This is a genomic window from Zeaxanthinibacter enoshimensis (assembly GCF_004362865.1).
In the GTDB taxonomy this organism is placed as follows: domain Bacteria; phylum Bacteroidota; class Bacteroidia; order Flavobacteriales; family Flavobacteriaceae; genus Zeaxanthinibacter; species Zeaxanthinibacter enoshimensis.
Genome location: NZ_SNYI01000001.1, coordinates 832,331 through 857,770, shown reverse-complemented (window position 1 = coordinate 857,770; position 25,440 = coordinate 832,331). Strand labels below are relative to the sequence as shown.

Below are 25,440 nucleotides of genomic sequence, written 5' to 3'. Positions count from 1 at the left end.
TTTAAGAATGCTTATTTTGCAGCTAAAACGAAGGTGCAGGACACTCCCTATAAAATATTCAGTGCTTCGGCAGGATCAGGTAAGACTTCTACCCTGGTCCAGGAATACCTAAAAATAATTCTGAGACCCGGCCCCCCAAGGAAATTCAGGCAGATCCTTGCGATCACTTTTACCAACAAGGCGGTGACCGAAATGAAAGACCGTATCCTGAACAACCTCGCTGATTTCGGCCAGGATCCGATTCCATCTAAATCCTCTTATATGTTCCACAGCCTGTGCGAGCAGTTAGAGATGGAACCCCAGGCCCTCCGGGAAAGATCCAGGCGGGTGCTCAAAGAGATCCTCCACAATTACGCTTTCTTTGACATTGCCACGATAGATCGTTTTAATCACCGGCTGATCCGGACCTTTGCCCGCGATCTGCAATTGCCACAAAACTTTGAAGTGGTACTGGAAACCGACCTGCTTCTGGATGAAGCAGTGAACCGCTTACTAAACAAGGCCGGCAAGGACAACAGGCTCTCAGCCATTCTTATTGATTTCGCCCTGGAGAAGACCGAGGATGATAAAAGCTGGAATATCAGTAATGACCTGCTGAAGATCGGGAAACTTGTATTCGAAGAAAACCACGCAGCAGAACTGAAGAAGCTCGAAGGTAAAAGCCTGGAGGATTTCTTACAACTGAAAGAACTTCTGCAAAAAAACAAAGCAAAAGCTGAAAAGGACCTCGCTTCCCTGGCACAGCTTATCCTGGATTCTGTCCGTGCCGAAGGCCTGGAGGATACGGATTTCAGCGGACGCTATTTCCCTGTCTTTATGGAAAAGATCGCTTCGGGCGATCTGAACATCGATTTTAAAGCCGGCTGGAAAAAGGATTTTGGACAGAAGCCGCTATACAATAAATCTGCTGCAGATTCCGTAAAGAGCAGCATAGATGAACTGATGCCACAATTGGAACGGGGGTTTGAACAGATCAAAAGTACTTTCTTCCACCGTGCCTTCCTTACCAATCTCCTGAAACATATGGTACCTCTTATGGTTCTCAACAGTATCCGGAAAGAGGTAGAAGCATTGCAGAAAGAAAGGGACCAACTCCCTATTTCCTTCTTTAACACCCTGATATCCGAGGCGATCCGGGATCAGCCTGCTCCTTTTATATATGAGCGCCTTGGAGAGAAATACCGCCATTACTTTATTGATGAATTCCAGGATACTTCCGAAATGCAGTGGAATAACTTGGTACCCCTTATCAGTAACGCCCTGGAAAGCAAAGATGATCAAGGTAAGCCAGGCAGCCTGCTCCTGGTAGGAGATGCCAAACAGGCCATCTACAGGTGGCGTGGCGGGCATGCGGAACAATTCATGCAGTTATTCAATAAAACTGAAAATCCCTTTGTCGCCGTTCCCAGCCTGCAGGAAAAACCTACCAACTACCGGAGCTGCCGTGAGATCATTCGCTTTAACAACGATTTCTTTACCCAGACCAGCCGGATCCTGGGCAACCCGGTTTATGAATCCATGTACCTGCAGGGTAATTCCCAGCAGTATAACCGGAAAGATGGGGGGTATGTTTCCTTACAGTTCATCCAGGGAACGGAGGAAGAACACAAGAACGACATCTATTGCCGGGAAGTAAAGAAAGCCATCGAGGAGGTGAAAGAGAAGAATTTCAGCTATTCCGACCTGTGTATCCTTACCCGGACCAAAGCCCAGGGAATACTCCTTGCTGATTACCTCATAGAGGAAGGGATCCCGATCATCTCTTCAGAAACTCTTTTGCTGGCCAATCATGAACCTGTTCGCTTCCTCGTCAACTTGCTGAGGCATTGCCTCGCCCCCGACGAACAGGAGATTTCTTATGAAATACTCTCGTTCCTGCTTAAAGATACCACGGAAAAATATACCATCACAAAAAGACACCTGGATTCCCCGGGACAGTATTTATCAGAATACTATGGCTTTGATACAGCCATTCTCAGGGAGGCAACCGTCTACGACAGTCTCGAATATGCTGTCGGCAAATTTGACCTGGCCCCGGCTTCTGATGCATATATCACCTATTTGTTAGATGAGGCATTACTGGTGGAACAAAAGACGGATGGGAGCATCGTGACCTTCCTGGAACATTGGGATAAGAAGAAAGATAAACTCAGTATCGTAGCACCGGAATCCATGGACGCCATACAGATCATGACCGTACACAAGGCGAAGGGCCTGGAGTTCCCGGTGGTATTATACCCATTTGCCAGCACAGGTATCTATCCCTCTTCGGGCCGGAACGAGACTTTGCTATGGCTAGCGGTAGACCCGGGCCAATACCACGGCTTTACAACTTTACTCCTTTCTCAAAAAGATGAAATGTGCCATTACAGCCCACTGGCAGATCAACTGTACCGGGAGGAACAGCAAATGCAGGAGATGGATGCCTTTAACCTCTTGTACGTAGCCCTCACCCGTCCGGAACAGGCACTTTATATCTTTACGGAAGCACCGGCTAAGCCCAAGGACGAGGTAAAGACCTACTCGGACCTGTTCATCTATTACCTGAAATCCCAGGGGAAATGGGATGAAAGACAGACCCGGTACGACTTCGGCACCCTTGATCCTTATGAAGAGAGCAGGAAGATCACAGCCGGGGACCCGGTTCCTTTTGTTTATTCTAAAAAGGATCGGCCGGAGCTCGACATAGTAACCACCTCGGGTATGCTATGGGATACAGACCGGGGATTGGCCCTGGGCCGGGGTAACCTGCTGCACGCCTTGTTGGCAGAGGTATATACCCCTGCAGACATAGAGCCCGAGCTGGAGGCAATGCTGAACAGGGGAGTGGTTGACCCTGATGCTGCCGAACAGCTTAAGGAACTGGCGTACAGCATTGTCAGGCATCCGCGCCTGGCAGCCTATTATAAGGAAGGGCCGGACATAAAGAACGAGATGCCTATAATTACTGAAAATGGGCTATTTTTGCGACCGGACAGACTGGTGCTGCAAGACGGGACCGCTGTTATTATCGATTACAAGACTGGAAAGAAAAACCCCGGTTACCACGAACAATTGTACACCTATGCTGATGCTTTAGAGGCCATGGGGTACAAGGTCCTCCACAAGATCATTGTTTATGTAGAGGATACGGTCAGACCGGAATTTATATAAAAACTATGTACGGAAAAATTAAAGATCATTTACAGAAGGAACTGGCTGAAATTAAAGAGGCTGGTCTTTACAAGGAAGAACGTATTATTACCAGCCCCCAGGATGCTGTCATTAAGATATCCACCGGGCAGGAAGTAATCAATTTCTGCGCCAATAACTACCTGGGGCTTTCATCCCACCCGGAGGTGGTACAGGCTGCAAAGGACACCATGGACAGTCATGGATTCGGGATGTCGTCAGTAAGATTCATTTGCGGAACCCAGGATATTCACAAAGAACTGGAGAATAAGATCGCTGAATTTTACGGGACGGAGGATACTATATTATATGCTGCTTGTTTTGATGCCAATGGCGGGGTGTTTGAACCCCTGCTTACCTCTGAAGACGCCATCATCTCAGATTCTCTTAACCATGCTTCTATCATTGATGGGGTACGTCTTTGCAAGGCTGCCCGTTACAGGTACGCCAATAATAATATGGAAGACCTGGAGAAGCAATTAAAACAAGCTAACGAAGATGGTGCGCGTTTTAAGGTTATTGTGACTGACGGTGTGTTCTCTATGGACGGACTGGTTGCGCCCCTGGATGAGATCTGTGACCTGGCAGACAAGTATGATGCCCTGGTCATGATAGACGAATGCCATGCCACCGGCTTTATAGGGGAAACTGGCCGTGGCACCCTCGAGGAAAAAGGCGTGATGGGCAGGATCGATATTATTACCGGGACCCTGGGTAAAGCCATGGGAGGTGCCATGGGAGGATATACTACAGGTAAAAAAGAGATCATCGAGATCCTGAGACAGCGATCCCGGCCATACCTCTTCTCCAATTCCCTTGCCCCTGCGATCGTAGGTGCATCTATCAAGGTTTTTGAAATGCTCAGCAACAGCACAGAGCTCAGGGACCAACTCGAAGAAAATACTCGTTATTTTAAGAAGGGAATCAAGGAAGCAGGCTTTGATATAATAGACGGAGATTCAGCGATTGTACCCGTAATGCTGTACGATGCAAAGCTCTCCCAAAAGATGGCCAATATGTTGTTGGAAAAGGGGATCTATGTGATCGGTTTTTTCTATCCGGTTGTGCCAAAAGGGAAAGCACGGATCAGGGTACAATTGAGTGCCGCGCACAAAAAAGAACATCTTGACCGCGCAATCCAAGCATTTACGGAGGTTGGCAAGGCTTTGGAAATTATTTAACCCATTATTTTCTACCTGCAAAAGCGTTAAAAAAAATAATAAATTGATTTTGTTAATAATTTTTAACAACTTACATTTGCGTCTAATAAACACTTAAACTTAAAATTTTGAACATGAAACAGCTTAGCAGATTATTAGTTGTTGGCCTACTTTTTATTGGGTTTAACAACCTACAAGCGCAAGATGAAAATAATCCTTGGCAGGTAAGCTTTGGTGTGAACGCTATAGATGTGTATCCAACCGGTGCTGAAGATGCCCAAGCCAACTTCGGCTTTGAAGCAGGAACTTTCGGAAGCGAATATTTCAATGCGAATGACCACTGGAACATTCTTCCTTCTGTTTCTTACATCGGTGTTAGCCGCTCAGTTGGAGATAACTTCGCTGTAGGTGTACGTGGTTCTTTAAACAGGATCAGCAACCTAGGAGATGTACGTGTCGACGACCTGTCTCACTACGCTGTAGACGGTACAATTAAATATGCATTCCTGGATGACACTATGTTCGATCCTTTCGTAGAGATCGGTGGTGGTTATACCTGGGTTGACGAAGTAGGAGCCGGAACTGTTAACGGAGGCATAGGTTTCAACCTTTGGTTCTCTGACAACTTCGGTTTAACACTTCAGTCTTCTTACAAGCATTCTTTCGAGGATTACCTTGTAAAACACTTCCAGCACATGGCCGGTATCTCTATCAAGTTTGGTGGAACTGATACTGACGGAGACGGAATCTATGACAAAGACGATGCTTGTCCTGAAGTACCTGGACTTGAAGCATTCAACGGATGTCCTGATACTGACGGTGACGGAATCGAAGACAGCAAAGATGCTTGTCCTAACGAAGCCGGATCTAAAGAAATGAACGGATGCCCTGACCAGGATGGTGACGGTGTAGCCGATAAAGATGATGCTTGTCCTGCTGAAGCTGGTCTAGCTGCTCTTGCCGGATGCCCTGATGCTGACGGAGACGGTGTAGCTGATAAAGATGACGAGTGTCCTAACGAAGCTGGTCCATCTGAGAACAACGGATGCCCATGGCCTGATACTGACGGAGACGGAGTTCTTGACAAAGACGATCAGTGTCCTGATGTTGCCGGAACTGTAGCTAACAAAGGTTGCCCAGAAGTAACTGAAGAAGTTCAGAAGCAATTGAACGAGTATGCAAGAACAATCCTGTTCGATACCGGAAAAGCTTCTCTTAAAACTGAATCAGTATCTGTATTCGTTGATATCATCAAGATCCTTAACGAGTATCCTAATGCTAAATTCACAGTAGAAGGTCACACAGACAGTGTTGGTAGTGATAAACTGAACCAGTCACTTTCTGAAAAAAGAGCTAACTCTGTTAGAGACTTCCTGATCAAAGAAGGAATCGATGCAAACAGACTTGAGGCTATCGGATATGGTGAAAGCAAGCCAATTGCTACTAACAACACCAGAGCCGGAAGAGCTCAGAACAGAAGGGTTGAGATCAACCTTATCAAGTAAGAGTAACACGCTTTTATAATATTAAAGCTCCGCAATTGCGGAGCTTTTTTTATTTTTAAGCCATGCATAAAAGTTTCCTCGAAGAGGTTGTTGCCAAGACCCTTGAAAAACATTCTTCCCTTTCCGATATCGTCTTCATTCTACCCAGTAAACGCGCGGGAAGTTACCTTAGGGATATTTTACGGAAATCCGTCAGGAAAACCATTTTTGCACCACGGATCTACAGTATAGAAGAATTTATTGAAGAACTTTCGGGTCTTAGATACGCTACGAATACCCAGCTTCTTTTTGAACTCTATTCCAGCTACAGGGAAGCCCAGACAGGCGAATATGAAAGTTTCTTCCAGTTCTCCAAATGGGGCCAGTTACTGCTGCAGGATTTTAATGAAATAGACCGTTACCTGGTGCCCGCATCCGATCTTTTTTCCTACCTGAGTTCTGCCAGGGAGATCGAACACTGGTCTGTAAGCGAGGGGCAAACCCCGATGATAAAGAATTACCTGAGATTCTGGAACCAGTTACAGGATATTTACACCATCTTTCACACCCGCCTGCAGCGGCAGGGCCTGGGTTACCAGGGCATGGTGTACCGGGCTGCCTGTGAAAAGGTCGAATCTCACGCCGAAGGTTCCGCATCAGATCTACATATTTTTATAGGCTTCAATGCTCTTAACAAGGCTGAATCCGACATTATCCAGTACTTACTTAGGGAAGACCGTGCGGAAATCTTCTGGGATGCAGATCCGTACTTTGTTGACGATCCCCTTCATGAAGCGGGATATTTTATTCGTTCTCACAGTCAAAAATGGCCCTATCTCAAAGAATTCCCATTGCAGGGCCTGCAGGACAATTTTTCCAGGCAGAAACACATCAGCGTAATTGGTGTACCTAAGAATGTTTCCCAGGTGAAATATGTTTCCCGGTTGCTACAGCAGGAAGCTGACACACAAGGCAGTCCGCTCAGTAAGACCGCGGTGGTCCTGGGAGATGAGGGATTGCTGAATCCTTTAGTTCATGCCCTTCCTGACACCGTAGGACCTATTAATATCACCATGGGCTACCCGCTTCGGAAAACTCCGGTCGCCGGCCTGTTCAACCAATTGTTTACCTTGCACCTTGATCAGGTATCCCTCGGGTGGTATTACAAGAATGTACTGGCCTTACTCTCCCATCCTTATGTAGCTTTACTGCAGCCCGGAGAACCATCCCCTGGGACATTAAGAATACAACAGCTCATCAAAGAGCGCAACCTGAGTTTTCTCAACCGGGAGAAACTAGCTAAAGAAGCCGACGCACCGGAAGAACTTCTTTCCCTGCTTTTCTTTGAAGATTCTAAAGACCCCAGGATATTTTTAGACAAGTGCAGCGAGCTGATCGGGACCTTAAAAGACCATTTCCAGCGACAGGAGCAATTCCTGGCCCTGGAACATCTCTATGGGTTCTACACACTGTTTAACGAGCTAGAAAGCCACCTGGAGACCTATTCGGAGATCACTGACTTGCGTACCCTGGAGAGCCTTTACCGTACGCTGCTGGAGTCAGAAACAGTAGATTTCCGGGGTGAACCCCTGGAAGGACTGCAGGTAATGGGAATGCTCGAAAGCCGGAACCTGGATTTTGACACCGTGATCCTGACGTCGGTTAATGAAGGTATCCTCCCTTCGGGAAAAGCCCATAATTCTTTGATCCCCTTTGATATAAAAAGGGCGTTTGGCCTGCCAACTTACAAAGAAAAAGATGCGGTGTATTCTTACCATTTTTACAGGCTTTTACAGCGGGCAAGCAAAGTATACCTGCTCTACAACTCCGTCCCCGATTCCCTGGAAGGTGGTGAGAAAAGCAGGCTGATCTCGCAGCTTCTTTCTGATCCTCCTCCCAATACCGTGGTTGAAGAACAATTTGCCAGTCCGGAAATTCATCCTGACCTGCATCTTCCTGTTTCTATTACCAAAGATGCCCAGTTATCCCAAAGGATATCGGAGATCGCCGCAAAAGGCTTTTCCCCTACGGCACTGACGAATTATATTCGCGACCCACTTACCTTCTATAAAAAATCCATCCTCCGGATCCAGGATCTGCAGGAGGTAGAGGAAACTGTGTCGGCTAGCGTATTCGGTACTATTGTCCATGATAGCCTTGAAGCTCTCTATACTCCATTCCTCGGGAAGTACCTTGAGGCCGAAGCGTTAGACAAGGCGAAAGCCGGCATTGATCAGACCGTTCGCGATGCGTATGCCAGGAATTACGGAGATGTGGATATTTCACAAGGGCAGAACCTGATCGTCTTCCACGTAATCAAAAGATACCTGGAACGCTTCATTACCATGGAGATGAAGGAATCCGAGCGTCATAAGATTAAGATCTTAGGACTGGAAAAGGATATGAAGGTGCCGGTAAATATTCCGGAAATTCCGTTCCCGGTTTTCCTGAGGGGACAAATAGACAGGATAGATGAATACGACGGAGTACTCCGGATCATAGATTACAAGACGGGGCAGGCCAACAGCGGGAATACGGAATTAATAGAATGGGAAGACCTCGTAACGGAGGAAAAGTACAACAAGGCTTTCCAATTGCTCGCATACGCCTATATGTACCATAAAGAAAACCCCACCTCCGGAATGGAAGCGGGGATCATTGCTTTTAAAAGCCTGAACTCCGGGCTCATTCGTTTTGCAACGAAAACCTCAACACGTGCAAGTGCTAAAGACAAAGAATTCACCATTAACGGGGAAACTTTAAAATCCTTCGAGGAACAGCTCTCCAGGCTTTTACGAGAAATCTGCGACCCCGGAACTCCCTTTAGCGAGAAATCTGCCTGAACTTATTTCTGATCCGGGCGTGTCGGCCTTACCTCTACTTTACTTGGCAGGGTCCTGGGGTGCATTTTCAGCAGGTCGTATACCAGTTCTCCAATGTCTTCAGGCTGAATTTTCCAGGCATCTTTTTCAGAAGGCTCGTGGTCATTAAAATGTGTGGCGACAGAGCCTGGCATTATGGTAGACACTTTGATACCATAGGACCTCAGGTCTAACATAACCGCCTGGGTAAAGCCAACTACCCCGAATTTTGTAGCATTATACCCTGACCCCGAAGCGAAAAAGTTAGTCCCGGCAAGGCTCGCCAGGGTCATATAATAACCTTCTGATTTTTTCAAAGCATCTACGGTAGCTTTTAAAGTATGGAAGACACCATTTAGGTTAGTATCTATCATCTGGTGCCAGTCTGCATCACTTAATTCATCAACGGGTGCAAAATGACCCACCCCTGCATTGGCAAGGACTACGTCTATCTGCCCCCAGCGGTCTAGGATCTTCCTGGCAGCAGCCTTTTCATCTTCCAGTTTTGTTACGTCGGAAGCAATCGCCAGGACCCGGTCAGCATGTCCCAGCTTATCCGCGGCCTGCTGTACTCCTTCCAGGTTACGGCCACTTATGGCAACTTTCATTCCGGCGTCCAGTAATCTTTCTGCTACACCGAATCCTATTCCTTTAGACCCACCTGTGATGTAGGCCACTTTATCTTTTAAATCTTTCATGTTTTGTGCTTTTCCTCTAAAATAAGCGGAGCGCACTGGAGATAGAAATTGTGACCGTTATACTTTTCTTAAATAAATACGGGCTGAGGAGGGATGAATAAGCGCGCATGGAGGCTTTATATACAGGGTGCCTCCCCCGATAAGATGAGATATAAAAAAACCCTTCCGTTAAGGGAAGGGTTTTGTGGAGAATACCGGAGTCGAACCGGTGACCTCTTGCATGCCATGCAAGCGCTCTAGCCAGCTGAGCTAATCCCCCATTTCAATATTTTGTTTTCGCCATCTTCTGCCTGCTGCAGATTTCAGGTATTTTTCCCTGGTCCTGGCTTCCTGTTTAGAACCAAAGTGCTCTACATGAACCACCCTCCAGGGTATAAAGTGTTTAGTACTTTTGATCTTACCACTATTGTGAATCGCTAACCGCTTTTCCACGTCATTGGAAATACCAACATAGTACTTTTTAAATTCAGAACTGTAAAGAACGTAAGTAAAGCACATCTGCCATGCTTTTTTGCGCTCCCCGCCCGTACCGGACGGTACGTTCGGGCGGGTAGCCAGCTGAGCTAATCCCCCATCTGTTTAGGAAGGGCAAAGAAAATACATTTTGAACAACAATCAAAATGAAATCTTCATCAGTCTTTCTTTACACTCAGCACCAATACCGGGATGCGAGCAGAGAATTCTGATTTCATGATGGTGTTCTTCTCCCAAAGACTTGTAAAGAATCCTCTTTTTCTTCTGAATACGCACAGCAGGTCTGGTTGCTGGGACTGGAGATGCTCTAAAACGCCCAGGTAGGTTGTTGCGTGTTCTGTAATGGTCATCTGGGAAGAGATATCCATCAGGGCCGTATTCACTTTTAAGTCCGTCTCTTTATACCCCGGGTTCTTAACCAGTAACAGGTTCACACCGGAATTAAAATGCTTCTTTATGGTGATCAGTGGATCTAATACCTTTTTCTTTTTAAGAACCCCGGAGGCAAAAGCCGTTAGTATGGTTTTATAAGGGCCGTATTGGTATCCTTTCGGAACGATGAGCGTAGGGATATCAGTTCTCTTAATGATCCTCCCCGACGTGTTGCCCAGGTAAAGCTCTTCCTTGATATCATTACTCCTGGGTGCCAGGATGATCAGGTCTATCCCAAGTTCATTATCAATTTCCTTTAACCCGCTGATCAGATCACCATTATAGGTAGCTATTTTTATTTCCACCCCTTTATTATCAACCTTTGCTATCACCTCTTTCAGGTGCTCTTTACTGCTTTCAGCAACTTTTTCTTCAATATTGGTCAGGCTGCCTGCTACAGCAGGAACACTGAAAACCTCCATCACGTAGATCCTGCAATTGAAATCGGAGGCAAAGTTTACGGCATACTGGAGCGTTTCATGGCTGTCCGGCGATGTCCCAATAGGTACTAGTATGTTCTTCATATCTGTTAATATTATAACCCTTAATTTAGGGACAAATTATAGACTGTCAAATGATCAGGAGGGCAAAGATACTCGAAATCCCGGAAATCCTGTCAATAACAAGGGCATGCACTGAGAATATGTTCTCAAAGAATATTTTTCAGTGGAACGAATCCTACCCCAACGCCGAGGTTTTAACTAAGGATATCATTCGCAGGGAGTTATATGTTCTTGAGCAAGACCAGCAACTTAAGGGAATAGTTGTGCTGACCTCACTGAAAGACCCGGAATACGAAGATATACGCTGGCTCTGCCCGGAGGGTAGTCATGGCTATGTTCACCGGCTTGCGGTCCACCCCGATTTCCAGAGAAAAGGACTGGCCGGCAAATTGATGGATTTCGTGGAGGAGGAAGCACGGAAGATGCGAATGGATTCCATAAGATTAGATACCTTTAGCCAGAATCCGGGGAACCAGAGGTTCTACGAGTCCAGGGGTTATACGCGACTGGGGTCTATTTACCTCCCCAAACAAAGCAATTTTCCTTTTTACTGTTACGAATTACCGCTGCATTGAGATCCAGAATTACTGTTACCAGGAAAAAAATCAACAGCCTTGCCGTCCCTGCGATAATTGCCGGGATAGCAGAACCGGTCTTGTCTATCACTGACACCGCCGTTGTAGGGAATATCCCGGTTGACGGGTTGGAATCACTGGCGGCTGTGGGGATTGTAGGATCCTTCCTCTCTATGCTCATCTGGATCCTGGGCCAGACACGTAGTGCAATTTCTGCCCTGATCTCCCAGTACCTGGGTGCTGAAAAACTGGACGAGATCAAAACGCTTCCAGCCCAGGCCATTTTTTTTAATATACTGTTAAGTGTGCTGGTCCTGTTGTCCACCATTTTCATCATAGAAGAGATCTTTTTACTCCTGAATGCCAGCGGTAAGATCCTCGAATACTGTATATCTTACTACAGTATCCGTGTTTGGGGATTTCCGCTGACCCTTTTCGTATTTGCAGTAATGGGAATCTTCAGGGGACTGCAGAATACTTTTTATCCTATGATGATCGCAATCGTGGGAGCCTCCCTGAACATACTTCTCGATTTTATCCTGGTGTATGGTATCGAGGGGGTGATAGTACCAATGTACCTGGAAGGTGCCGCCTGGGCCAGCCTGATCGCCCAGGCCGTTATGGCTGTAATTGCCCTGGTGCTCCTGGTCCGGACGACCGATATCCGGCTTGTACCCAGGTTCCCGGTACATCCCGAACTCAAGAACCTGGTGTTTATGAGCCTGAACCTTTTCGTAAGGGCTATTGCCCTGAACGCCGCTCTTATCCTGGCCGTTCGTGAAGCTACTGATCTTGGTGACCGCTATATAGGCGCTCATACCATAGCCATTAACCTGTGGTTATTTGCGGCCTTTTTTATCGATGGGTATGCCGCTGCCGGGAATATCATGGGGGGACGCCTCCTGGGGGCTCGCGATTACAACGGGTTATGGCGCCTGGCAAAAAAAGTGACCAAGTACGGGGCCTATGTCTGCGGTTTACTGATGGTACTCGCCTTCCTGTTCTACGATGATGTCGGCACGATCTTCTCTAATGACCGGTCTGTTCTTACCACTTTCAATGCAATTTTCTTTCTCGTGATCCTCGGTCTGCCCGTCAACATGGTCGCTTTTGTACTGGACGGAATCTTTAAAGGCCTGGGGGAGATGAAATTCCTGAGAAACGTATTGCTGGCAGCAACATTCCTGGGTTTTGTTCCGGTATTGTTCTTTACCAAATTTATGGGATGGGGAATATCCGGCATCTGGATCGCATTCCTAGTCTGGATGGCGATCCGTGGAGGGGCACTGGTCTGGAAGTTCAGGGTCAAATTTCGTCCCCTCTTGCAAAAGGTTTAATTTTGAGAAAACATGATTTATGAGCACAAACAGGGAAAATGGCAGTCTTTACACAAGTATAAGCAACAATGTTGCAAGGGTCGAATTTGGTCACCCGGCCAGTAATTCGTTCGTTTCAGAACTGCTGTCCCGCCTGAGCACTGAGATCACTAAGTTATCTGACAATGCAGAAGTGTCCCTGATCGTCCTGCAGTCTGAAGGAGACCGGGCATTCTGCGCCGGGGCCTCTTTTGACGAACTTGTGGCTATCGCCGATCTGGAAGAAGGCAAAGAATTCTTCAGTGGATTCGCGCGGGTCATTAATGCCATGAGGACCTGTAAGAAACCCATTATCGGGAGGGTACAGGGAAAAGCAGTGGGGGGAGGTGTCGGCCTTATCGCCGCATGCGATTATGTGTTTGCCACGGAAGCTGCAGCTGTACGCTTATCAGAGATCACTATCGGGATAGCTCCTTTGGTTATTGCCCCTGCTGTAGAACGCAAGATCGGCAAGGGAGGATTGGCAGAATTATCCCTCTCACCCACCGAATGGAAAAACGCTTACTGGGCAAAGGAAAAGAGCCTGTTTTCCAGGGTCTTTGATTCGATAGCAGATATGGACAAGGAACTGGATCACTTTATCCACCAGTTGGCCGGATATAACCCCGAAGCCTTGCAGGCTCTGAAAAAGATCTTCTGGGAAGGAACCGGGCACTGGGATGTTTTATTGTCGGAAAGAGCAGAAGAATCAGGTCGGCTTGCATTGTCCCCGGAAACCAAGAAGGCGCTGGATAAATTCAAGAACAAGAAATAAAACCTTCGGGAAGATTCCCAAATAATCATGCTATGTCAAAAATTTTATTGTCTTTTATGCTCTTCTCCTTTATGCTAACACAGTGTTCTGAAAAGAAGTCACAGGATAGCCAAAACTCTTGTGAAGGCATTATGTGCACACAACAGTTTGTGAGTTTTTCGGTGACCCTTTCGGATAGCAATGGTAATAGCGTACCGCTGGACGATTATAAAGTAATAGATCAACGGAGCGGAGAAGACCTTACGCAGTCCGAAAAGGCTGCCAGCTTTTTTGAATACGAGCCGGGCGGACCTTACCCGCTGTACGGGGATGTTTTCCAGGACGAGCATCAGAATTCTGAGCGAAAACTCGTATTTCAAGGATTCAACGGGGGGCAGGAGATCATCAGCCATACCTATACCGTCGCAGCAGATTGTTGCCATGTTCGGTTAGTGGATGGGGAACTGAACCTTAGCCTGTAGCGCTCCCTATTCTTGCCCGGAAGGCAACCCCATAAATCCCTATCTTTAATGGGGAGATATCTATCCTGTGTACCTTGTGACCATGGGAAAACTGAGACAATTTTTAAGTGCGCCTTACCCCTTCTATTTTGAAGGCAGGTCCCTGCTTTTCATCATCCTTGCCTTATTTTCGCTGGCCTTGCTGTTCGAATTCCTGTTCGAACCTTTTGAAGTATATACTCCTGAACATAAACTGCATCATTTCTGGATCACCGCAATTCACAGTGGAGTGGCCATCCTGAGCCTGTTGCTCTGCTCCGCGATATTGTATTTAAATCCGAAATTAACCAGGGAATGGTCGGTAGGCAAAGAGATCCTGTTCCTAGGCATCTTCCTGCTGGTGACGGGGACAGGGCAATTCCTGGTCCGGGATCTTATCTATGAAAACCCTATGAACTGGAGCTGGAACTACCTGTTGGAAGAGATCCGGAATACCTTCCTTATCGGTATGCTCCTCATAGCTATACTGGTGCCCATCAACCAGCGATTCCTTAAAAAGAAGAACCAGCGGAAAGCTAGCCTTATTGATCCACCCGCCCAGGGGAAGAAGCAGCCGCTGGTGATCCCGGTAAAAACTATGGTCAAAGGCGACGATTTTGAGTTGCATTGTACCGATTTCCTTTACGCCAAAGCAGAAGGGAATTACAGCGCTGTTCATTTACGAAACGGCGTTCGTCAGCTCAAAAGAATTTCCATTTCGTCCTTTGAAGAACAAGTGAAGGAGTACCGCCAAATTCTCAGGACACACCGGTCTTTCCTTGTTAATATGACCTTTATAGAAAAGGTTACCGGCAATGCACAGGGCTACCAACTGGAACTGGATGGCACGGCTGAGCAGATCCCGGTATCCCGTCAAAAGATCCCCGTTTTTGAAGCCCGTATGCAGATCAAAGCTTGACACCGGTCACAATTACTTGCTACCCGTCACAAGAAATTGCGGCAATAACAGTTGAGCTTTAATTTTATGAAAAACAGTAAATTATGAGACGGTATGACCTGGATTGGATCAGGGTTTTGGTTTTCGCCTTGCTTATATTATATCACGTGGGAATGTTCTTTGTTCCCTGGGACTGGCATATCAAATATGAAACTCCCACAGGGTGGCTTCGGTACCCCATGCTATTCATTAACCAGTGGCGCCTCCCCATCTTGTTCGTCGTTTCCGGGATGGGAACCTATTACGCTTTTAATAAACGCGACGGGAAACAATTTATCCTTGAGCGGAGTAAACGGCTACTGGTACCGTTATTGGCGGGAATCCTGCTCGTAGTTCCACCGCAGGTCTACTTGGAAAGGATCGTAGAACAGCAATTTCACGGGACCTATTTTGACTTCTGGCCTGTACACGCTTTTACTGGCATCTATCCTTCCGGCAATTTCAGCTGGCATCACCTGTGGTTTCTTCCCTACCTCTTTACCTTTTCTCTCCTGCTGTGTCCCCTGTTCATCTACCTCAGAAATAACCCCGGCAACAAGCTCCGTGCCTGGCTAAGCAAAAACCTTCTTTCCCCTGCCGGCTTCCTCTGGTTGCTGCTGCCTCTTTACCTGGCAGAAGCCCTGCTGGAACCTTTTTTCCCTGTAACCCATGCCCTTGCAGGAGATTGGTTTACCCTGACCAGCAATGGTTTCCTTTTCCTTTACGGGTTCATGCTGATTTCCGTTAAGGGCGTCTTCTGGCCTACTGTTCAGAAATACCGGAGAAGATTTCTCTATTGCGGGATACTCGGTTTCACGATCTGGATAAGTACCATCCTGAGTTTTGAGGATACGATCTATCTTCACTTCACTGAGGCATTTTTAAAAGTTTTCAACCTTGGGGCATGGATCCTGGCCATCTTCGGGTACAGCTCCCGTTACCTGAATAAGCCCGGTTTTTCACTGGCGTATGCCAATGAAGCAGTCTACCCTTTTTACATCCTCCACCAAACGATCACCATATTCCTCGGGTACTTGGTCTTACAGTGGGAATTCGCATTTATCCCGGCCTTCCTTTTCATGATCCTGGGGACTTTCTGGTTAACCTGGTTGATCTATGCCACCCTGATCCGGCCCTGGAAATGGATACGACCGCTATTCGGGTTAAAAGGTCGCGGGGGAAAAAAGCCAGGGATAATTACCTGCAACAAGCGGCACCGATAAAATAGAAGTAGGTGGAGGAAAGATTTTATAACTTTGCAGGTCAATAGTTCACAATGGAAAAGATCAGGGTCACTAAAGAATTCACTTTTGAAACCGGGCATGCGCTGTATGGGTACGACGGGAAATGCCGGAACGTACACGGGCACAGCTATAAATTGTCAGTTACGGTTATCGGGGAACCCATCACCGACCAGGATCACGTTAAGCTGGGCATGGTGATCGATTTCGGGGATCTCAAAAAGATCGTAAAAGAAGAGGTGGTAGACCCCTTTGACCATGCCACTGTCTTTAATAAAAACAGCCCGCATATTGAACTAGCGAATGAACTGGAATCCCGGGGTCATAAGGTTATACTGGCCGATTACCAGCCCACCAGTGAAAACATGGTCCTGGATTTTGCTTCCAAGATCAAGAAGCGGCTTCCGGACAATCTCAGCCTTCATTCACTTCAACTCAGGGAGACCGATACGGCTTATGCAGAATGGTATGCCAGTGATAACGCCTGAGACCCCAGCGGCGCATTTCATTTTCCTTATATTTATGAGCAAATGAAGGACCTCCAGATACCAAACGGAAAGAAAGTCTATTTTGCAAGCGACCATCACCTGGGGGCACCGGACCACAAGACCAGCCTTAGCCGTGAAAAAAAATTCGTCGCCTGGTTAGACAGTATAAAAGAAGAGACCGCTGCGCTCTTCCTTCTCGGCGATCTCTTCGATTTCTGGTTCGAGTACAAATCCGTAGTTCCTAAAGGCTTTACCAGGACCCTGGGTAAACTGGCCGAGTTTTCTGATGCCGGCATCCCTGTCTTTTATTTCGTGGGCAACCACGATCTCTGGATGCATGGGTATTTTGAAGAAGAACTTCAGATCCCGGTCTTTCATACCCCACAGCAATTCAGGTTAGGAAATAGCTCGTTCTTTATCGGGCATGGAGATGGGTTAGGGCCCGGGGATCTCGGGTTTAAGCGGATGAAGAAAGTGTTTACAAACCCTGTCGCCAAATGGTTCTACCGCTGGCTACACCCGGACCTGGGAGTACGGGTGGCGCAGTATTTTTCTGTAAAGAATAAACTTATTTCCGGGGACGAGGATATTAAATTCCTGGGGGAAGACAAAGAATGGCTGGTACAATACGCCAAGCGAAAGCTGGAAGAACAGCATTATGACTTTTTTGTCTTCGGTCACCGGCACCTGCCCCTGCAGATAGACCTGAACGGGAAGTCTACTTATGTCAACCTTGGCGACTGGATCTCGTATTTCACCTATGCCGTTTATGATGGCAAGGAATTACTGCTGAAAAAATACGAAGACTCCCAGCCTTAGCGCAGATCTTTCAGTTTTAGCTGGATGCTCACCGAGCCGTTCCATTCATTTTCTTCCAGGGCAAAGACCGCATCAAAGAATTTACCTCCCTGTACTGTGGGCAGCTGGTGTCCCAGGTTAAAACCGATAGCGCTTACAGGCCTGCTTCCTTTTTGAACAACCCCTAATTTCAAGTGTTTGCCATCACCCCCTACTGTCCTCGCATAACCCGTATCCTGCAATCTCTCGGCCATGAAGAGGGGCGCGTGGTTCCCCGGACCAAAGGGTGCAAACTGGGCCAGGATACGGAGTAGCCTCGGACTCACTTGTGACAGGCTGATCCTGGCATCTACAGCTATTTCGGGCGTGAGCAGGGCCGGGTCTATACTGGCCGCGACTACTTTTTCAAAACGTTCTTTAAAAGTGCTGAACTGGGTCTCTGACAGGGTGAGCCCCGCCGCGTATTTATGCCCGCCAAACTGCTCGATACAATCTGCGCACCCTTCCAGGGCCTCGTACACATCGAATCCTCTTACCGAACGGGCGGAGGCCGCGAGTTTATCGCCGCTTTTGGTGAAGACGAGGGTAGGCCGATAATAGGTTTCTGTCAACCTGGAGGCCACGATCCCTATCACTCCTTTATGCCAGCTGTCTTTGTAAACTACGGAAGTAAAGCGCTCTTCCTCCCTGTTCTCACGGATCTGGAGCAAAGCCTCTTCGGTAATCTCTTGGTCCAGCCCTTTCCTCTCCGTATTAAAGTCTTCTATTCCCGCAGCCATCTCCCGGGCTTGCTGCAGGCTGGTCTCGGTAAGCAAGGCCACTGCATGCCTGCCGTGTTCCATACGCCCTGCAGCATTGATGCGGGGAGCGATGATAAAGACCACATCCGTATTCGTGAATTCGCGTTTCTTGGTTTGTTCAATGATCGCACGGAATCCTGCCCTGGGATTGCTGTTGATCTGTTGCAGGCCATAGAAAGAAAGTACCCGGTTCTCTCCCGTAATGGGCACGATATCTGCGCCGATCGCTGTGGCTACCAGGTCCAGGTAGGGCAAAAGACTGTGGATGTCCTCTCCATACGTCGTCCCCAATGCCTGTATCAGTTTAAAGCCTACCCCGCAACCACAAAGTTCCTTGTACGGGTATTCACAATCTTCCCGTTTTGGATCGAGCACCGCTACTGCATCGGGTAGCAGGCTGCCGGGCCTGTGGTGATCACAAATAATGAAATCTATACCTTTCTCCCTGGCATAAGAAACCTTTTCAATAGCCTTGATCCCGCAGTCCAGTGCGATAATAAGCGTGATGCCGTTATCTTCGGCATAATCTATCCCCTGGAAAGATACCCCGTAACCTTCTCCGTAACGATCCGGGATATAGGTGTCTATTTCCGGGTATTTGCTGCGGAGGTAAGAAGACATGAGCGCAACAGACGTAGTGCCATCCACATCATAATCCCCGTATACCAGGATTCGTTCGCCACTTTCTATCGCCCGAAGGATACGTGCCACAGCTAGATCCATATCCTTCATCAGGAAAGGATCGTGCAAATGATGCAATTGCGGTCGGAAAAAAGCTTTTGCTTCCTCGTAATTGGTTATCCCCCGCTGAACCAGGAGCTGGGCAACCAGTTCCTCGACGTTCAGGGAATCGGCAAGCGCTTTTACAACTGCAGGGTCGGGATTTGGTTTCAGGGTCCAACGCATGGATCAGGATCGCTTTTCGGGCAAAATTAAAGGGTTACAATGCAAAATGACAGCAGCAGTTTTGGCAGGCTGTTATTCGTTGTGAAATATAGTATTGATCTTCACCTCGGCAAATTTTCTGAACATCTCCATTACCCCGCAGTATTTTTCAACGGAGAGGTCAACAGCGCGCTGAAGCTTGGCTTCGGCAAGGTCTTTCCCGAAAAAGTGATACTCAACGGTGACTTTATCGTAATATTTTGGATGTTCCTCTGTAAGTTCTGCAATGGTTTCAATGCGGAAATCCCTTACTTCAAGTTTCATCTTCCGGAACATCATGGCCACATCCAGTCCGCTGCATCCTGCAAGAGCAGAAAGCATAAGGGCTTTAGGCCGCATCCCGTTACCTTCTCCCCCATCTTCCGGGCTGGCATCTATAGTAAAGTTAAGGCCCGAAGTATTATTGGTCTCAAAGGCCATATTTCCCTTCCACTGTGTCGTGATATGATTCGTCATCAATAAATTTTTTTGTTACTTGTGACTTCAAAAATACGTAAAAACATGCCACTGGTAACCCCTCTAGACCCAACTCACGACCAAGCTACCCGCGAGCTGGCCGAATTTTTCAACGAGACACTGGGATTCTGCCCCAATTCGGTTCTCACCATGCAACACCGGCCGGCTATTTCCAAGGCTTTTATCAACCTGAACAAGGCTGTTATGGCAAACGAGGGCAAGGTTACTTCAGCACTAAAACGCATGATCGCATGGGTGAGCAGTAACGCCACGGGCTGCCGGTACTGCCAGGCACATGCTATCCGGGCAGCAGAGCGCTACGGGGCTGAGCAGGAGAAGCTGGATAATATTTGGGATTACAGAACCCATCCCGCCTTTTCAGAAGCAGAAAGAGCTGCCCTGGATTTTTCACTGGCCGCATCACAGGTGCCCAATGCCGTAGATTCCGAAATTTCGGAACGTTTACACCGGTACTGGGATGAGGGAGAAATTGTGGAGATCCTGGGCGTGATATCCCTTTTTGGCTACCTGAACAGGTGGAATGACAGTATGGGGACTACCATAGAAGCAGGGGCAGTCAAGAGTGGTAAGCAATATCTTTCCAAGCATGGCTGGGAAGAAGGGAAGCATAAAGCTTCCTGATCCGCAACGTGCTAGCGTGCACCGCCAACTATAATGACCAGTTCTCCTTTTGGTGGATTTTGTTCAAAATGAGCAGATACTTCTGACAGCGTTCCCCTTACCTGCTCCTCGTACATCTTGGTGAGCTCCCGGGAAACACTGACCGGCCTGTCCTCCCCAAAGTACTGGGAAAAATCGGTCAGGGTTTTAACCAGTTTATAGGGGGATTCATAGAAGATCATAGTTCTGGGTTCCTCTGCCAGTAGGGTTAGCCTGGTCTGCCTTCCTTTTTTAGGCGGCAGGAAACCTTCAAAAACAAACTTGTCATTGGGAAGTCCGCTGTTTACCAGGGCGGGCACAAAAGCAGTAGCCCCCGGCAGACATTCCACGTCTACCCCGGCTTCAATACAAGCCCGGGTCAGCAGGAACCCCGGATCAGAAATTGCGGGAGTTCCCGCATCCGAAATAAGAGCCATCGTTTCATTTCCTGAAAGACGAGAAACCAGTCCCTCAACTGTCTTGTGCTCGTTATGCATATGATGGCTCAGCATGGGGGTGTCTATCTCGAAGCGCTGAAGGAGCTTGGCGCTGGTACGGGTATCTTCGGCCAGGATAAGGTCTACCTCTTTCAGAACCCTGATGGCCCGGAGGGTGATGTCTTCCATATTTCCTATAGGCGTGGGAACAATAAATAATTTACCCATTTTTTCTGCTGCAGTTTTTTAAAAAAAATAACCGAAAGCCATAAGACAGCTTCCGGTTCACTTGGTCAATGATTGTTGATTAATCAGGAAAATCTTCTTGATATAAGCGACATGAAGCGCGAGGCAATTTCTTCCTGCCCGGCCCAGTTGTTATAGTCGGGCTTTACCATGTTCTCGATAAAAGCTATGGACCGCTCCTCGTTATCTATGGTGTTCAGTTGGGAGATCACCCGGTTAAAGTCTTCGGTGCTGCCGTTAAAAAGATGTTTAACAAATGCATGCCGGTCATTAAGCCCTACGGATATCACCTTCTGGGTCAGGGTCTCGTTCAGGCTTTTGTTTTTCCCGTTAGGAATTTCCGGGGTTACATCTTCCTTGTCGTTCTTTATCGTCTTGGGTTTGGCCACGAATTCTGCGAAAAACTGGTCTACATCCGCTTCGCCGGGCATTTCCGAGATCATATCCTTTATGGTTTGCATTCCCGGAATGATAATATCCTCCTGGTGAGGATTACTCTCCGGAACCGACTTGTTTTCATTCATGACCGCAGTGGCCATTTTCTCGAATTTATTGGCGATGGCATTGCTGGACACGTCGATCTCAATATCGTTGAGTTTATCTTCAATAAACCTGAGTACCGCTATCTTTTCGTAAAGTTTCCTGGAGGCTTCGTAAAGCTGGGAAAGCTCCATCTCCCCTTTGGCTGAGAGAATCGCCGACGCCAGCTGGTTCAACTCATCCTTTAATTTTCTTTTCATCTCTTTTTATTTTTCCTTAAAGGTAAAGGTTTATCTTTTTTAATACTTTTATACCGTCAAGTACTTTGACAGCTAAGAAAGCCGTTTCCCTCGACTAAAATTACAAAATGTTTCTCGAAAACACTGTTAATCATAAAGAACAATTCGGATGGATAGAAGTCATATGCGGTTCTATGTTTTCGGGGAAGACAGAAGAACTCATCAGGCGACTTAAACGCGCGCAATTTGCCAAGCAGAAAGTAGAAATATTTAAACCCATGGTAGACACCCGCTACCACGAGGAAAAAGTGGTTTCCCATGATGAGAACGAAATCCGTTCTACCCCGGTACCTGCTGCAGCGAATATCCGGATCCTGGCAGACCAATGTGATGTGGTAGGTATTGACGAGGCACAGTTCTTTGATGACGAGATCGTTACGGTATGCAATGACCTGGCTAATAAAGGGATCCGGGTTGTAGTGGCCGGACTGGATATGGATTTTAAAGGGAATCCCTTTGGTCCGATGCCCAACCTTATGGCCACCGCTGAATACGTAACTAAAGTTCATGCGATCTGTACTCGCACCGGCAACCTCGCGAATTACAGTTTCAGGAAATCCAATAACGATAAGCTGGTCCTGCTGGGTGAAACCGAAGAATACGAGCCACTGAGCAGGGCAGCATTCTATAAAGCCATGTTGAAAGAGAAGATCAGCAAGATGGAAGTTTCAGCAGAAGAAGTTGCCAAAAAAGAGAATAACAATCCCACCCAATCTTAAATTCGACCCCTGATAATAATGAACCCATTGAGATCCCGGTAATGTTAAGACCAGATAATAACAAGACAAGTACCGGGGAGACAGTCCTGGAAATAGACCTGTCTGCTTTGGAAAATAATTACCGCTACCTGGTTTCGCATATCGCGCCCGGAACACGCTTTATGGCCGTTGTAAAAGCTTTTGCTTATGGCAGTGAAGCGGCCAGGATCGCCCTGAAGTTACAGGAACTGGGGGCAGATTATTTCGCGGTTGCCTATACTAACGAAGGAGTTGCCCTCAGGGATGCCGGCATCACCCGTCCTATCCTTGTTCTTCATCCGCAACCCATAAGCTATAAGACCATTATTGCCAGGTGCCTGGAACCTGCACTTTACTCAGAAAATTTATTGGAAGGATTTGCCAAAACGGCCAGGGACGAAGGGCAGAAAGAATACCCCGTACACCTGAAATTCAATACCGGGCTGAACCGGCTGGGCTTTACCCCGGAACACGCCGGGAAGATCGCTTCTGAGATCAAAATAATTCCCTGCCTTAGGGTTGCTTCTGTCTTCTCTCACCTTGCTGCTTCTGAAGACCCGGCTGAGAAGGAGTTTACGAAAGATCAACTGCGGAGTTTTGCCAGGATATGTATTTCGGTAGAGAAAGAACTGGGTTATCGCCCCCTCAGGCACTTACTCAACACCTCGGGCATCCTGAATTACCCGGACCATCAGTACGATATGGTCAGAAGCGGGATCGGCCTCTATGGATTCGGGAACGACGCGGTTTACGATTCCAAATTAACCCCTGTGGCCAGTCTTAAAACAGTGATCTCACAGATTCACGAGATAGGGGCAGGAGAGAGCGTAGGGTATAACAGGGCTTTCCGGGCTTCTACCCCGGTCCGTACCGCGACGCTGCCACTGGGCCATGCAGATGGTATTGGCAGGCAGTACGGCAATGGAAAAGGCTATGTAACCATCCGTGGAAATCGTGCACCCATCATCGGGAATGTTTGTATGGATATGATCATGGTTGATGTTACCGGTATCGATTGCAGGGAAGGCGATGAAGTAGTGGTCTTTGGCAAGGAATCATCCGCAGACCTGCTGGCCGCTGCTGCAGGAACCATATCTTATGAACTCATTACCGGGATCTCCCAGCGCGTAAGACGTAAGATAACCGGTTGATAACCTGGCAATTTATAAACAATCCACAGCCCACTTAAATTTTTTGATTACCTTAAGAATGTTAAAACAATACTAACCATATTCAACTATCAACATGTTTAAGGAATTCAAGAATTTTATCATGACCAGCAATGTTATTGAGTTTGCAGTTGCTGTGATCTTAGCCGGGGCAGTAAGCCTCGTGGTCAATGGCTTTGTCAATGACATTATGATGCCCATCGTGGGTGAATTTACAGGAGGGGTCGACTTTGCGAACCTGAAACTGGTACTTACTGAATCTTCAGGGGTAGAAGGAGAAGCCGGCTATGTGGCCGAAAATGCTATCCGATACGGTGCCTGGATCAATTCGATCGTGAACCTGATCATTGTAGGTCTAGTACTGTTCCTGATCGTCAAAGCGTACAACAAAACCAAGAAACCAAAAGAAGAGACTCCGGCAGCTCCTAAGGGGCCGACCCAGGAAGAGCTTTTAGTAGAGATTCGTGACCTACTGAAAAAGAAATAAAAATAGTGCTCCTGCAGGGGCAACCGCTGCACTAGCTATTCATTAATTTAAACCGCCGGCAGGGCCTCCCTGGTTGGCGGTCTTTTTTTGCTCCTAGTTTCATTTATAACATTTTGTTATAAAATTGCATATTTAAATTAAGCAGCTTGCCGGGTAAGCCCTCTTGGATTACCTTTGGCCTTTTAATCAGAATAATATGAAAATTGCTGTTGTAGGGGCTACCGGGATGGTAGGGGAAGTAATGCTTAAAGTACTGGCCGAAAGAAAGTTCCCGGTGACAGAGCTTCTGTTGGTTGCTTCTGAGCGATCCGTGGGGAAAAAGATATCCGTTAATGGGAAGGTACATACCGTGATCGGGTTGGAGGAAGCTGTTAATGCTAAGCCGCAGATCGCCATCTTCTCTGCAGGGGGTGATACCTCTTTGCAATGGGCTCCGCGATTCGCCGAAGCAGGTACCACCGTGATCGATAATTCCTCCGCATGGCGCATGGATCCCGATAAGAAGCTGATCGTACCCGAGATCAATGCAGACCGTCTTACCAAGGACGACAAGATCATTGCGAACCCCAATTGTTCTACCATACAAATGGTACTGGCGCTTGCCCCGCTGCATAAGAAATACCGGATGAAGCGGGTTGTAGTCTCTACCTACCAGTCCGTCTCCGGAACCGGGGTAAAGGCGGTAAAACAACTCGAAAACGAAGTAGCCGGCATACAGGGAGACATGGCTTACCCCTATCCCATCAACCGGAATGCCCTCCCCCATTGTGATGTATTTATGGAGAACGGGTATACCAAGGAAGAAATGAAGCTCTCCAAGGAGCCTCAGAAGATCCTTGATGACAAGAGCTTCTCGGTCACGGCCACAGCGGTGCGTATCCCGACTTCCGGGGGACATTCAGAATCTGTGAATGTGGAATTTGAGCACGACTTTGATCTTGCCGATGTCCGGAGCCTCCTGAATGAGAGCCCTGGGATCGTAGTCCAGGACAACCCGCTGACCAATACCTATCCCATGCCCGTATATGCCCATGATAAGGACGATGTCTTTGTGGGCAGGATCCGGCGCGATGAATCCCAGCCGAATACCCTGAATATGTGGATCGTGGCAGACAACCTGAGGAAAGGTGCCGCCACAAATGCGGTTCAGATCGCAGAATACCTTGTAGCGAACCAGCTGGTCTGATCCATATACGTTAATACTTTCTAAATCCTTTGTGTGCCTTGTACTCAAAGGATTTTTTATTGTTATTTTTAGTGCTTACCAATACTAAATATAATGCAGAGAATTTT

At 47.5% G+C, this 25,440-nt stretch carries 24 protein-coding genes and 1 tRNA gene; 17 read left to right on the top strand and 8 right to left on the bottom strand.

Going from position 1 to position 25,440, the window contains the following annotated elements; genetic code table 11:
- Window positions 1-33 precede the first annotated feature (33 nt).
- The 4 genes from CLV82_RS03715 (at window position 34) to CLV82_RS03700 (ending at window position 8,658) form a co-directional block, all read left to right on the top strand.
- On the top strand, window positions 34-3,153 hold the full coding sequence (locus CLV82_RS03715) for a UvrD-helicase domain-containing protein (RefSeq protein WP_133642942.1): 3,120 nt from the start codon (window positions 34-36) through the stop codon (window positions 3,151-3,153).
- A 5-nt stretch (window positions 3,154-3,158) separates the two neighbouring features.
- Window positions 3,159-4,352 carry a glycine C-acetyltransferase gene (gene kbl, locus CLV82_RS03710; RefSeq protein ID WP_133642941.1) on the top strand — a complete coding sequence of 398 codons (1,194 nt, stop codon included), beginning with the start codon at window positions 3,159-3,161 and terminating at the stop codon, window positions 4,350-4,352.
- 113 nt (window positions 4,353-4,465) lie between these two features.
- A complete protein-coding gene (locus CLV82_RS03705) occupies window positions 4,466-5,836 on the top strand; it encodes an OmpA family protein (RefSeq protein ID WP_133642940.1) in 1,371 nt (456 codons plus the stop codon).
- Window positions 5,837-5,898: 62 nt separating this feature from the next.
- Entirely contained in the window at window positions 5,899-8,658 is a 2,760-nt protein-coding gene (locus CLV82_RS03700) for a PD-(D/E)XK nuclease family protein (protein WP_133642939.1), read from the top strand.
- A gap of 2 nt (window positions 8,659-8,660) precedes the next feature.
- On the opposite strand, the gene CLV82_RS03695 is transcribed toward CLV82_RS03700, so the two are convergent.
- The 4 genes from CLV82_RS03695 to CLV82_RS03680 all read right to left on the bottom strand — a co-directional run bounded on the left by CLV82_RS03695 (window position 8,661) and on the right by CLV82_RS03680 (window position 10,804).
- Window positions 8,661-9,374 carry an SDR family oxidoreductase gene (locus tag CLV82_RS03695; RefSeq protein ID WP_133642938.1) on the bottom strand — a complete coding sequence of 238 codons (714 nt, stop codon included), beginning with the start codon at window positions 9,372-9,374 and terminating at the stop codon, window positions 8,661-8,663.
- A 185-nt stretch (window positions 9,375-9,559) separates the two neighbouring features.
- Window positions 9,560-9,633 (bottom strand) — tRNA-Ala (locus tag CLV82_RS03690).
- Window positions 9,624-9,872 (bottom strand): GIY-YIG nuclease family protein, encoded by a 249-nt coding sequence (locus CLV82_RS03685; RefSeq protein ID WP_133642937.1) that lies wholly within the window; start codon window positions 9,870-9,872, stop codon window positions 9,624-9,626. The genes CLV82_RS03690 and CLV82_RS03685 overlap by 10 nt, the downstream gene beginning before the upstream one ends.
- Before the next feature lie 134 nt (window positions 9,873-10,006).
- Complete coding sequence (locus tag CLV82_RS03680; protein ID WP_133642936.1) at window positions 10,007-10,804, bottom strand: universal stress protein; 798 nt, start codon at window positions 10,802-10,804, stop codon at window positions 10,007-10,009.
- Between the two features lie 50 nt (window positions 10,805-10,854).
- Between CLV82_RS03680 and CLV82_RS03675 the strand changes: the two genes are divergently transcribed.
- The 8 genes from CLV82_RS03675 (at window position 10,855) to CLV82_RS03640 (ending at window position 17,452) form a co-directional block, all read left to right on the top strand.
- Entirely contained in the window at window positions 10,855-11,358 is a 504-nt protein-coding gene (locus tag CLV82_RS03675; RefSeq protein ID WP_133642935.1) for a GNAT family N-acetyltransferase, read from the top strand.
- Window positions 11,355-12,695 carry an MATE family efflux transporter gene (locus CLV82_RS03670; RefSeq protein ID WP_133642934.1) on the top strand — a complete coding sequence of 447 codons (1,341 nt, stop codon included), beginning with the start codon at window positions 11,355-11,357 and terminating at the stop codon, window positions 12,693-12,695. The genes CLV82_RS03675 and CLV82_RS03670 overlap by 4 nt, the downstream gene beginning before the upstream one ends.
- Window positions 12,696-12,714: 19 nt before the next feature.
- Window positions 12,715-13,488, top strand: a complete 774-nt coding sequence (locus tag CLV82_RS03665; protein WP_133642933.1) for an enoyl-CoA hydratase/isomerase family protein — start codon at window positions 12,715-12,717, stop codon at window positions 13,486-13,488.
- Between the two features lie 32 nt (window positions 13,489-13,520).
- Window positions 13,521-13,949, top strand: a complete 429-nt coding sequence (locus CLV82_RS03660) for a hypothetical protein (protein WP_133642932.1) — start codon at window positions 13,521-13,523, stop codon at window positions 13,947-13,949.
- A gap of 82 nt (window positions 13,950-14,031) precedes the next feature.
- Window positions 14,032-14,886 (top strand): LytR/AlgR family response regulator transcription factor, encoded by an 855-nt coding sequence (locus CLV82_RS03655; protein ID WP_133642931.1) that lies wholly within the window; start codon window positions 14,032-14,034, stop codon window positions 14,884-14,886.
- A gap of 83 nt (window positions 14,887-14,969) precedes the next feature.
- Window positions 14,970-16,127, top strand: coding sequence for an acyltransferase family protein (locus tag CLV82_RS03650; protein WP_133642930.1), 1,158 nt, complete (start codon window positions 14,970-14,972; stop codon window positions 16,125-16,127).
- Window positions 16,128-16,180: 53 nt separating this feature from the next.
- On the top strand, window positions 16,181-16,633 hold the full coding sequence (locus tag CLV82_RS03645; RefSeq protein WP_133642929.1) for a 6-pyruvoyl trahydropterin synthase family protein: 453 nt from the start codon (window positions 16,181-16,183) through the stop codon (window positions 16,631-16,633).
- 42 nt (window positions 16,634-16,675) lie between these two features.
- Window positions 16,676-17,452 (top strand): UDP-2,3-diacylglucosamine diphosphatase, encoded by a 777-nt coding sequence (locus tag CLV82_RS03640; RefSeq protein ID WP_133642928.1) that lies wholly within the window; start codon window positions 16,676-16,678, stop codon window positions 17,450-17,452.
- Here the strand turns inward: CLV82_RS03640 and recJ are convergent.
- Together recJ and CLV82_RS03630 are read right to left on the bottom strand one after the other, a co-directional pair.
- Window positions 17,449-19,137 (bottom strand): single-stranded-DNA-specific exonuclease RecJ, encoded by a 1,689-nt coding sequence (gene recJ / locus CLV82_RS03635; protein ID WP_133642927.1) that lies wholly within the window; start codon window positions 19,135-19,137, stop codon window positions 17,449-17,451. The genes CLV82_RS03640 and recJ overlap by 4 nt on opposite strands.
- Window positions 19,138-19,209: 72 nt before the next feature.
- Entirely contained in the window at window positions 19,210-19,632 is a 423-nt protein-coding gene (locus CLV82_RS03630) for an OsmC family protein (protein WP_133642926.1), read from the bottom strand.
- A 45-nt stretch (window positions 19,633-19,677) separates the two neighbouring features.
- Between CLV82_RS03630 and CLV82_RS03625 the strand changes: the two genes are divergently transcribed.
- On the top strand, window positions 19,678-20,274 hold the full coding sequence (locus CLV82_RS03625) for a carboxymuconolactone decarboxylase family protein (RefSeq protein WP_133642925.1): 597 nt from the start codon (window positions 19,678-19,680) through the stop codon (window positions 20,272-20,274).
- A gap of 11 nt (window positions 20,275-20,285) precedes the next feature.
- On the opposite strand, the gene rsmI is transcribed toward CLV82_RS03625, so the two are convergent.
- Entirely contained in the window at window positions 20,286-20,957 is a 672-nt protein-coding gene (gene rsmI, locus CLV82_RS03620) for a 16S rRNA (cytidine(1402)-2'-O)-methyltransferase (RefSeq protein WP_133642924.1), read from the bottom strand.
- An 83-nt stretch (window positions 20,958-21,040) separates the two neighbouring features.
- A complete protein-coding gene (locus CLV82_RS03615; RefSeq protein ID WP_133642923.1) occupies window positions 21,041-21,715 on the bottom strand; it encodes a hypothetical protein in 675 nt (224 codons plus the stop codon).
- 107 nt (window positions 21,716-21,822) lie between these two features.
- Here CLV82_RS03615 and CLV82_RS03610 point away from each other — a divergent pair, with 107 nt between their 5' ends.
- The 4 genes from CLV82_RS03610 to CLV82_RS03595 all read left to right on the top strand — a co-directional run bounded on the left by CLV82_RS03610 (window position 21,823) and on the right by CLV82_RS03595 (window position 25,333).
- Entirely contained in the window at window positions 21,823-22,473 is a 651-nt protein-coding gene (locus CLV82_RS03610; protein ID WP_133642922.1) for a thymidine kinase, read from the top strand.
- A 41-nt stretch (window positions 22,474-22,514) separates the two neighbouring features.
- Window positions 22,515-23,642 (top strand): alanine racemase, encoded by a 1,128-nt coding sequence (alr, locus tag CLV82_RS03605; protein WP_133642921.1) that lies wholly within the window; start codon window positions 22,515-22,517, stop codon window positions 23,640-23,642.
- Between the two features lie 94 nt (window positions 23,643-23,736).
- On the top strand, window positions 23,737-24,147 hold the full coding sequence (gene mscL / locus CLV82_RS03600) for a large conductance mechanosensitive channel protein MscL (protein WP_133642920.1): 411 nt from the start codon (window positions 23,737-23,739) through the stop codon (window positions 24,145-24,147).
- 196 nt (window positions 24,148-24,343) lie between these two features.
- A complete protein-coding gene (locus CLV82_RS03595) occupies window positions 24,344-25,333 on the top strand; it encodes an aspartate-semialdehyde dehydrogenase (RefSeq protein WP_133642919.1) in 990 nt (329 codons plus the stop codon).
- Window positions 25,334-25,440 lie beyond the last annotated feature (107 nt).